Annotated in this window: 6 protein-coding genes; 5 read left to right on the forward strand and 1 reads right to left on the reverse strand. The window is 65.0% G+C overall.

Annotation, left to right across the window (positions count from 1 at the left end):
- The first annotated feature begins 31 nt into the window (after positions 1-31).
- The 3 genes from AC07WS_RS10545 (at position 32) to AC07WS_RS10555 (ending at position 4,132) form a co-directional block, all read left to right on the forward strand.
- Positions 32-1,096, forward strand: a complete 1,065-nt coding sequence (locus AC07WS_RS10545; protein WP_494729010.1) for a helix-turn-helix domain-containing protein — start codon at positions 32-34, stop codon at positions 1,094-1,096.
- A 194-nt stretch (positions 1,097-1,290) separates the two neighbouring features.
- Positions 1,291-2,493, forward strand: coding sequence for a XylR family transcriptional regulator (locus tag AC07WS_RS10550; protein ID WP_494729011.1), 1,203 nt, complete (start codon positions 1,291-1,293; stop codon positions 2,491-2,493).
- A gap of 52 nt (positions 2,494-2,545) precedes the next feature.
- Positions 2,546-4,132 carry an alpha/beta hydrolase-fold protein gene (locus tag AC07WS_RS10555; RefSeq protein WP_494729012.1) on the forward strand — a complete coding sequence of 529 codons (1,587 nt, stop codon included), beginning with the start codon at positions 2,546-2,548 and terminating at the stop codon, positions 4,130-4,132.
- Positions 4,133-4,230: 98 nt separating this feature from the next.
- Here the strand turns inward: AC07WS_RS10555 and AC07WS_RS10560 are convergent, their stop codons facing one another.
- Entirely contained in the window at positions 4,231-4,698 is a 468-nt protein-coding gene (locus AC07WS_RS10560; RefSeq protein ID WP_494729013.1) for a hypothetical protein, read from the reverse strand.
- Positions 4,699-4,766: 68 nt separating this feature from the next.
- On the opposite strand from AC07WS_RS10560, the gene AC07WS_RS10565 reads away from it, so the two are divergent.
- Positions 4,767-6,419: an alpha-L-fucosidase gene (locus AC07WS_RS10565; RefSeq protein ID WP_494729014.1), complete on the forward strand. Its 1,653-nt coding sequence runs from the start codon at positions 4,767-4,769 to the stop codon at positions 6,417-6,419.
- 186 nt (positions 6,420-6,605) lie between these two features.
- On the forward strand, positions 6,606-9,326 hold the full coding sequence (locus AC07WS_RS10570; RefSeq protein WP_494729015.1) for a TonB-dependent receptor: 2,721 nt from the start codon (positions 6,606-6,608) through the stop codon (positions 9,324-9,326).
- Positions 9,327-9,357 lie beyond the last annotated feature (31 nt).

The raw sequence follows: 9,357 nt of genomic DNA on the forward strand, positions 1-9,357 counted from the left end.
CCTTGGCTATCTTTGCGTAAAACAGAGCTATTTGCAGGCATCGCTGCTGCCAGCCGCCGACAGCCCGCTGGCCTGGAGGGGCGAGCCGAGCTGGGATACCCGCCCCGGCGGCAAGGCCATCCTGCATTTGCATGAAGCTCAGCAGCGGCTCCGCTTCGACTTCCGCATCGCCAAGACCGACGAGGGCTTCGCCGGCGCCGAACTGCAATTCGTCGACGCCAAGGGCCAGCCGGCCCACATCGACCTGTCGCGCTACTCCTCGATTTCCCTGCTGGTGAAGTGCGCGCCTGCCAATACGCTGGCGCTCAGCATTCCGACCTTCGTCGGCAGGCGCTCCGATCAGCCGGAGTTTCTGGGCTACCGCACGCCCTTGTCCTATTTTTCCTGCGATGAGAACGAATCGCGCGTCGAGCTGGACCTGACGCGGCTGGAAACGCCGCAATGGTGGTTTTTGCTGGCGCAACAGGCCTTGTCGCTACACAATTATAAACTCGACAAGGTTCCCAAGATCGCCATCGGCAGCACGCCGCAGAGTCCGCGCGAGCTCAGCCTGGAGGTGCAGATCCGCGAGCTGGATCTGAAAGGCCGCGACCGCCGCTATCTGGTCCTGTTCGGGGTGCTGTTGATCGTCGCCTGGAGTGGCTTCGGCGTGTGGTTCTTCAGGCAACATGCGCAGGCGCTGATCGGCGACGTCAAAGGCAAGCTGCAAAAGGATCTGCCGTTTGTTGCATATCAACAACTTTCGCTGGAGCCGCACCGCGACAAGGAAAAGACGGTCGTCCTGCAATTCATCGCCAGCCGCTACGCCGAGGCGGAACTGGACCTGGACCGGGTGGTCGAGGAAACCGGGGTCAACCGCAACAAGGTGAACGACATCCTGAAAGCCGAATTCGGCTACACCTTCAGCGGCTACCTGAACAAGTTGCGGCTGACCGAGGCGGCGCGGTTGCTGGCCGAGAAAGACACGGCCACGGTGGCGGAGATCGCCTATTCGGTTGGCTACGCCAATGTTTCCTATTTCAACAAGCTGTTCAAGGAGGAGTACGGCTGCACGCCCAAGGCCTTCCGCAGCGCCTGTCCCGTCGCCGAGGCCTAACACTATCGTCATTAATTCTTCAATTTTCTTCGTTTTGCTAGCAATTCCAGCATGAGCGCTACCTCCCGTCCCGCTGAAATTTCTATCCTCTACGCAACGCTCCGGCAAAGCCGAGAGGGTATGAAAAATAACGAAGGAGGAGACTATGACGACCTGGACACCGCCGAACGATGCACGCAAGGCGCGGACCTGATATGGGCGCGACCAAGGCATACCGGATTGCACTGCTGTTCAACGCCAACAAGACTTTTGACAGGGAGGTACTGGGAGGCATCGCCGATTACCTGGGCAGCACGCGCGTGGCCTGGGAAGTGTTTTTGGAAGAGGATTTCTGCCTGCGCCTGGCCGGCATCGGCAACTGGCAGGGGGACGGCATCATTGCCGATTTCGACGATCCGGACGTGGCGGCTGCCTTGTCCGATTGTCAACTGCCGGTGGTGGCGGTGGGCGGCTCCTACGCCGCCGAGGACCAGTATCCGCCCGGCGTGCCCTATGTGGCGACCGACAACTTCCAGCTGGTCAAGCAGGCCCGCGAGCATCTGATCGACGTCGGCCTGCAGCGCTTTGCTATGTTCAGCCTGCCCGAGGCGGCCGAGAACCGCTGGGCCCAGGAGCGCGAACACGCGTTCCGCCGCCTGATGTGGAACGACCGCAGCGAAGCCGAGGTCTTCCGCGGCTGCGCGACCGCCCCCTGTTCCTGGGACGAGGCGCTGCACGGCCAGGTCGAATGGCTGCGCAGCCTGCCCAAGCCGATCGGCATCATCGCCGTGACCGACGCCCGCGCCCGCCAGTTGCTGCAGGCGTGCAGCATGGCCGGCATCGCGGTGCCGGGCGAGGTGGCGCTGGTCGGCATCGACAACGATCCGCTGGTGCGGCTGCTCACTCCCATCCCGCTGAGCTCCGTCATGCATGGCGCGCGCGAGATGGGGCGCACGGCGGCCCATCTGCTGAGCCAGAAGCTGCACCGGGTGCGGGTGCCCAACGCGCCGGTGCTGGTGCCGCCGGCCGGCATCAAGGTGCTCGCGTCCAGCCTGCACCAGACGGCCGGGCATCCGCTGGTGATGCGGGCCTGCTACTACATCCGCCAACATGCTTGCGAAAGCCTCAAGAGCCATCAGGTGGCCATGTACTTGGGCGTGTCGCGGTCTTCGCTGGAGGCGTATTTCCGCCAGGAGCTGGGCTGCAGCGTGCATGACGTCGTGTTGCGCTACAAGCTGGAGGCGGCCAAGGCCGGCCTGGACAGCGGCGAGCGCAGCATTGCCGAGGTGGCGCTGGGCTGCGGCTTCGGCTCGACCCAGTACATGCACCTGGTGTTCAAGCGCGAACTGGGCTGTACGCCACGCGCCTACCGGGACCGCGATTTCGACGCGCCGGAGCTGTTGTCCGCCAACGGCTAGCGGACCTGCTGCAAAATCGCTGCAGCCCACCGAAAAGAAAAGGATGACCCGCATGTCCAGCCGCCTGGCCCTGTCGTTGATGACCGCCCTGACCGTCCATGGCGCCATCGCCGCCGATGCTGCCGCAACCGCGTCCCCGCAGCCATGCGCGCTGACGGCGGCGCCGCGCAAGGTCGAGTACCCGTGGATGTCGATCGAGCGCTGGCGCGGCATGCACGCGGAGCAGGTGGCGCGCGCCGCCCAAGGCGGGATCGATGTGATGTTCCTCGGCGATTCGATCACCGAGATGTGGTCCAAGCCGGTCTGGGACGCCAACTTCGGCCAGCTCAAGGCGGCCAACTTCGGCATCGGCGGCGACCATACCGGCAACGTGCTGTGGCGCCTGCAGGACCCGGCCATCGCGCGGCTCCAGCCCAAACTGGTGGTGCTGCTGATCGGCGTGAACAACCTCAATCTGTGCGGCGAAGCGCCGGAACAGGTGTTCGGCGGCATCCAGGCCGTGGTCGGCCGGCTGCGCGCGCAGTATCCGGCGGCGCGCATCCTGCTTAACGCCGTGCTGCCCTCCGGCGCCAAGCCCGATGAACCGGTGCGCCAGCGTATCGTCGCGCTCGACAAGATGGTGGCGACGCTGGACGATGGCCAGCACGTGTTCTTCCGCGATTACGGCGCCTACTTCATCGCCGCCGACGGCACGCTGTCGGCCGATAACCAGCCGGACTTCCTGCACCTGTCGGAGAAGGGCTACCGGATCTGGGCAGCCGCGATGCGGCCGGACATCGAGCGCCTGCTCAACCAGCCGCGCCCGGCGCAGCCGGTGGTGCTGGCGGCCGACGACGTGCGCGCCTTCGCCGCCGCGCCGGCCGGTTTCGACCAGGCGCGGCCCGGTGTGGCGCAGGGCCGGATCGAAGAGTTCAGCTACGATTCCAGCATCACCGGCACGCGGCGCAAGGCCAACGTCTACCTGCCGGCCGGCTATACCGCGCAGCGGCGCTACCCGGTGCTCTACCTGCTGCACGGCATCGCCGGCAACCACGACGAGTGGCGCGGCTATGTGCACGCGCAGGCCATCCTCGACAACCTGATCGCCGACGGCAAGGCTGTGCCGATGATCGTCGTCATGCCCAACGGCCGCGCCCTGGCCGACGACCGCCCGCCGCCGGGTGAGCGCACCTTCACGCCGGCGCACATCGCCGGCTTCACCGCCTTCGAGCGCGAGCTGCCGCAGGTGCTGGTGCCGGCCATCGACGCCAAGTACCCGACGCAGGCCGGCGGCGGCCAGCGCGCGATCGCCGGGCTGTCGATGGGCGGCGGACAGGCGCTGAACATCGGGCTGGGCCATCCCGAGACCTTCGGCTGGGTCGGCGCCTTCTCGGCGGCGCCCAACCTGAAGGCGGCGGCCGAACTGCTGCCGGAACGCGGAGGTGGCCGGCCTCGGCTGCTGTATCTGTCCTGCGGCAATCAGGACGGGCTGATCGCCGGTTCGCAAACCCTGCACCGCTACCTGAGGGAGCACGGCATCGCGCACGTCTGGAATGTGGATGAGCACGGCCATGACCGCGAGAGCTGGGCGGACAACCTGTATCACTACGCGCAGCGCATCTTTCGCCAAGGTGATGGCGCGCCCGCAGCGGCGCAGTGAGGCCGCATTGCCAGCGGCTGGACGGGTTGGCGTCTGCTCCAGCTAAACCTTAGCCCAGGACGCGCGAGGCCCCGCTTTGGCGTATGCCGTATTCAATATCACTTCGCGGGTATTGGTTGGGTATTCTGCTGCGCCTTCTTGGCGTCAGCCTCCGCCTTCTCCTTTTTTGCCTTTTCCTTAGCCATATGACGGCCAACCAGGCAACCTCCTACCGCTCCGGCCACCGCATGGTGTCCGGCAACGTGGCCAACCACCGCGCCTGCTGCCGCTCCTTTAACGCAGCCGGCGGCGGACGCGCCGCCGCTTATCAACATCAATCCCGTCAACAGCAATACGGCTTGGTATTTCATGATATCTCCTTTGTAATCCAGTTCGATGGCGATCCGTTCCTCGCTATTGTGCCACTTTCGCGTACACATGTTGGTGACGATGTTACCGCGTCCGGATAGACTGCGGCTCACCATGCCTCCCGCCCCAAGGGCGCGAATGTCGGACCAGCAGCTTTCAGCAGCATGCCCCGGCATAAGCAGTTGCCTGATTTTATGAACCGCAATGGTGGTTTTCATAATTGCGCCTCCAGGCACTAGCTCGGACAATGCGCGCAGGACTTCCCGAATCCACGATGGAACCAAAAATGAAGAGACGAGAATTATTGCGGCACCTTGGCGCGGCCATTCCGGCCCTGGCGCTATCCCCCTTTACCTTCGCAGCCAAGGCGGCGCCGTTCGGCGGTCACGAGACGATGGCGCCCGGCCCGTTCAAGCCGGACTGGGATTCGTTGGCGGCCTACCAGACGCCGGACTGGTACCGCAACGCCAAGTTCGGCATCTGGGCGCACTGGGGCCCGCAGTGCGAAGCGGAACATGGCGACTGGTATGCGCGCGGCCTGTACGAGGAAGGCAGCGACCACTACCGCTACCACCTGGAGAAGTACGGCCATCCGTCCGAGATCGGCTTCAAGGACGTGATCCACCAGTGGAAGGCCGAGCGCTGGGACCCGGAAGCGCTGGTGGCGCTGTACAAGAAAGCCGGCGCGAAATACTTCGTCGCCCTGGCCAACCATCACGACAATCTGGACCTGTACGCCAGCAAGTACCAGCCGCAATGGAACTCGACCAAGGTCGGCCCGAAGAAGGACCTGATCGGCGGCTGGGCCAAGGCGGCCCGCAAGCAGGGGTTGCGTTTCGGCGTCAGCGTGCACGCGGCCCACGCCTGGACCTGGTACGAGACGGCGCAGGGCGCCGACAAGCAAGGTCCATACGCCGGCGTGCCCTACGATGGCCGCCTGACCAAGGCCGACGGCAAGGGCAAGTGGTGGGCGGGCCTCGACCCGCAGGCGCTGTACGCGCAGAACCATGCGCTGAGCAAGGGCGGCGGCGCCGGCGTGGGCGGCGACCAGTGGCACTGGGGCGACGGCGCGTCCGCCCCCGACCAGGCCTACTGCGAGAAGTTCTACGACCGCACCATGGAGCTGATCAACAACTACGATCCCGATCTGGTCTACTTCGACGACACCGAACTGCCGCTGTATCCGGTCAGCGACGTCGGCCTGCGTCTGACCGCGCACCTGTACAACCGCAGCATCGCCAAAAAGGGCAAGCTGGAGGCCGTGGTCAACGGCAAGATCCTCAATGAGCAGCAGCGCAAGACCATGGTGTGGGACATCGAGCGCGGCCAGAGCAACACCATCGAACCGCTGCCGTGGCAGACCTGCACCTGCATCGGCAGCTGGCACTACGACCGCCGCGTCTACGACAACAAATCGTACAAGAGCGCGCAGACGGTGGTGCACACGCTGATCGACGTGGTCAGCAAGAACGGCAACCTGCTGCTCAACGTCCCGGTGCGCGGCAACGGCACCATCGATCCGCTGGAGCGCGACATTGTCGAGGAAATCGGCCGCTGGATGGCGGTCAACAGCGAGGGCATCTACGACAGCCGCCCGTGGGCTGTGTTCGGCGAAGGGCCGGTGATGGAGGAGGCCTCGGCACCGATGTCGGGCGCGGGCTTCAACGAGGGCAAGAACAAGCCGTTCTCGGCGGCCGACGTGCGCTTCACCGTCAAGGGCGCGGCGGTGTATGCCTTCGTCATGGGCTGGCCTGCCGACGGCAAGGTGACGATCAAGGCCATGCGCGCCGGCGGCCCGCACCTGAAGCGGGACATTGCGCAAGTCGGGCTGGTGGGCGGCGCATCGCTGGCCTTCCAGCAAACGGCGGACGGCCTGCAGGTGACGCTGCCGGCCGCCGCGCCGGCGCTGCCCTATGCGTTCGCGTTGCGCATCGTCTGACTCCGAGCCGGGCGGTTGTGCCGATTTCGCTCGTTTCCTGTACCAAGACTGCCAAGACGTCCGCATCGGGGCCACGTAAGCTCTGTTGCGATTCGATAGCCTCGTTGAGCGCGCTATCGAAGCAAACCGGCAGTTTTATTACGATCCCGCACTGTCGATGGGGGACGTTATCACTAGGAGACGAGCATGATGTTGCAGGAAAAAATAGGTGTGCGCTGGGTGAAGTTGGCGCTGGCGTTGTTGTCGGCCCAAGCCATGACAGTGGCGCTGGCGCAGGAGCAACCGGACGCCAAGATGGAGCGGGTGGAAATCACCGGCAGTAACATCAAGCGCGTGGCGCAGGAGGGCGTCTCGCCGATGACCTTGATCACCAAGGAGGACATCAAGCGCTCCGGCGCGACCTCGGTGCTGGACGTGTTGCGCAACCTGCCTTCGGTCGGCGGCAACGGCCGCGATTTCGGCGGCGGCAACGACTTCCGCAACGGCGCCACCACGGCCAGCCTGCGCGGCATGCCCACCCTGATCCTGTTGAACGGCAACCGCCTGCCGGTGTCCGGCTCGGACGATTCCAACGGCTTCACCTCGGTGGACTTGAACATGCTGCCGCTGGCGGCCATCGAACGCATCGAGGTGCTCAAGGACGGCGCCTCGGCCATCTACGGTACCGACGCGGTGGGCGGCGTGATCAACTTCATCATGCGCCAGAACTACCAGGGCACGGACTTGAGCACCAGCTATGGCGCCACCACGCTGGGCGGCGGCGACGTGCGCAAGCTGTCGGTGGCCGGCGGCTACGGCGACCGCGCCACGCAGAAATTCAACCTGACCTACGCCGCGATGTACGAGGACACCAAGCGCATCAAGGGCACCGACCGCGACTGGGCCAACCACATCGACTTCGGCGCCAGCGGCGGCCTGCAGTACGCCAACGTCTACGGCGCCCACGGCACCGACGCCGGCACGCTGTCGATCGGCGGCAACCGCTTCCCCGACCCCGGCTGCCTGCCTGGCTCCAAGCTGCCGTATCCGAGCGGCGCCGAATGGTTCCCTTCGCCGACCCGCAACGGCTGCCTGTCGGCGACGGCGGAATTCACCGACCTGGTCAAGCCGTCGCGCCGCGCCGGCGCCACCGCCGCGCTGAACTGGGACATCGCGCCGGACCTGACGCTGTTCGCCAACGCCTTCTTCACCAACTTCGACAAGCGCATCGTCGGCCAGTCGTCCTGGCTGCAGAACCGCGCGCGCAACAACCTGGTGATCCCGGCCTCGAATCCGTTCAACACCTACGGCAAGCCGGTGACGGTGCGGCGCGACTTCCCGGTCTACGAGGGCGGCATCAAGACCAACGTCGACAACCTCTGGCTGCTGACCGGCCTCAAAGGCGAGTTGGGAGGTTGGGACTGGTCCGCCACGCTGTCGCACGGCGAGGAATCGGGCCGCACCGACACCCTGGGCGCCTACAAGCTGGAGGAGCTGAACAAGGCGGTCGACGACGGCCGCTTCAATCCCTTCGGCGCGAACAGCAATTCGGACGCCCTGATCCGCGAGCTGTCGGGCGAGATGTACGTGAAGACCCGCAGCAAGACCGATTCCATCAAGCTGCAGGCCGCGACCGAATTCGGCGAGCTGCCGGGCGGGAAGGTCGGCGTTTCGGTCGGTTCCGAGCTGCGCAAGAATTCGCTGTCGTACACGCCGTCGCAGGACTGGCAGCAGGGCTTGCTGGGCCAGTACGCGGTGCTGCCGCCGATCTCCGGTTCGGAAAAATTGTCGGCCGTGTACGCGGAGCTGAGCCTGCCGCTGCTGAAAACGCTGGAGGCCCAGGCCGCCGTGCGCTACGACAAATACGAGCTGGCCGGTTCCACCACCAATCCCAAGCTGGGCTTGAAGTGGAAGCCGACCAGGGAGATCATGCTGCGCGCGAACTACAGCACCGGCATGGTGGCGCCTTCGCTGCCGCAGCGCTTCAGCGAAGGCAGGGATTCCTTCTCTGCGACCAAGGACCCGCACCGCTGCATCGAGGGCAATGTCTATTTCGATACCTATTGCACCCGCTACGTGAAGGCGTCCAACGTCGGCACCAAGGACCTGCAGCCGGAAAAATCGAACCAGTACAACATCGGCTTCGTCATCGAGCCGCTCAAGGACCTGAACATCGGCCTGACCTACTACGACATCAAGTGGAAAAACAAGATCGACGTGCTGGATAACACGACGGTGCTTGAAAACGAAGACGGCGCCTACAAGTCGCACGTGACGCGCGACGCCGTCACGGCCGACGATATCGCGGCCTATGCGGCGCTGTCGGCGGCCGAAAAGGCGCGGCTGGGGCCTTTGCGTGGTGAGCTGTCCAACATCAAGACCGGCTGGGTCAACCGCTTCCAGTCGCACACCAGCGGCATCGACCTGGATGCGTCCTACACCTTCCGCACCGACAAGCTGGGCCGCTTCAAGGTGTTTGGCGACGCCAACTACACGCTGCGCTACGACACGGTGCTGTTGGCCGACAACGTCTACATCAACTGCCCGAACAACACCTCGTGCGATGCGGGCGAGTACGGCAATCCGCGCGTGCTGGCGAACGTGGGCCTGAACTGGGACCTGGGACCGTGGAGCGCCACCGGCATCGTCAAGTACGTGGCCGGCACCAAGGTCGACCGTTCGCCGTCGGCGGTGCAGAACCAATGGTATGACTTCTACGCCAAGGGACGCCGCATTCCCGCCATCGCCACGATGGACGCGTCGGTCGGCTATTCCGGCATCAAGAACGCCGTGATCCGGGTCGGCGCCAACAATGTGTTCAACCGCGATCCGGCCTTCGACCCCGGTTCCTCGCTGGGCTACAACGACAGCTGGGGCGATCCGCGCGGCCGCTATGTCTACGTCAGCCTGGACTACAGCTTCAAATAGGTGGTACCGGGGGGGGGGGGGGGGGGGGGGG

Source organism: Duganella sp. GW821-FHT01E12, assembly GCF_059422325.1.

Excerpts from the sequence above, each read along its gene's own strand:
- AC07WS_RS10550 (WP_494729011.1), top strand. The coding sequence starts at position 1,291 with ATGGGCGCGACCAAGGCATACCGGATTGCACTGCTGTTCAACGCCAAC.
- AC07WS_RS10560 (WP_494729013.1), bottom strand. The coding sequence starts at position 4,698 with ATGAAAACCACCATTGCGGTTCATAAAATCAGGCAACTGCTTATGCCG.
- AC07WS_RS10565 (WP_494729014.1), top strand. The coding sequence starts at position 4,767 with ATGAAGAGACGAGAATTATTGCGGCACCTTGGCGCGGCCATTCCGGCC.
- AC07WS_RS10555 (WP_494729012.1), top strand. The coding sequence starts at position 2,546 with ATGTCCAGCCGCCTGGCCCTGTCGTTGATGACCGCCCTGACCGTCCAT.
- AC07WS_RS10570 (WP_494729015.1), top strand. The coding sequence starts at position 6,606 with ATGATGTTGCAGGAAAAAATAGGTGTGCGCTGGGTGAAGTTGGCGCTG.